We start from the raw sequence: 532 nt of genomic DNA, 5'->3' as shown, positions 1-532 counted from the left end.
CGAGAGCAATCAGGATGATGACGGCCATAAACGCCAGCCCGATGGAGGCGAAGCCCTGCATCATCGGCGGCGCCAGAATCGACCAGTCCGCCATTCCCATCCAGGCGCTCATACCGGTGAGCTTCACCGCCCACACGCAACCGAAAATTTCAACCATGCCCATCACCAGGCAGATTTTGAGCGCCGCGCGCCAGCCGCCGAAGTGGTTGGCAAAGACGCCAATCGTCGCGTTGGAGAAGAACATCGGGATAAAGCCCGGAATAATCAGAATTGAAGAGCCAATGCCAACCAGAATGCCGACGGCAATCAGCTGGCCGATGGTGCCCCACATAAAGCCCCACACCACCGCATTCGGCGCAAAGCTATAGATCGCGGCGCAGTCAATCGCCAGCACCGCGCCGGGGATCAGGCGTTGCGAGATACCGTTGAAGGCTTCGGACAGTTCGGCGACCAACATCCGCACGCCCTGGGTAATGATGAAAATGGCCACCGCGAAGGAGAAACCGGTCTGCAGGATATAGACCGTCCAGTG

General features: G+C 58.8%; 1 protein-coding gene. It reads right to left on the bottom strand.

What is annotated here, in order from left to right; translation table 11 throughout:
• Positions 1 to 532: PTS transporter subunit IIC (locus tag R7P64_RS24615; RefSeq protein ID WP_318124255.1), on the bottom strand; the 532-nt coding region annotated here is incomplete at both ends.

The sequence above is a fragment of the Vibrio sp. 2304 genome (assembly GCF_033339475.1).
In the GTDB taxonomy this organism is placed as follows: domain Bacteria; phylum Pseudomonadota; class Gammaproteobacteria; order Enterobacterales; family Vibrionaceae; genus Vibrio; species Vibrio alginolyticus.
This window is presented reverse-complemented; position numbering and strand designations above follow the sequence as displayed.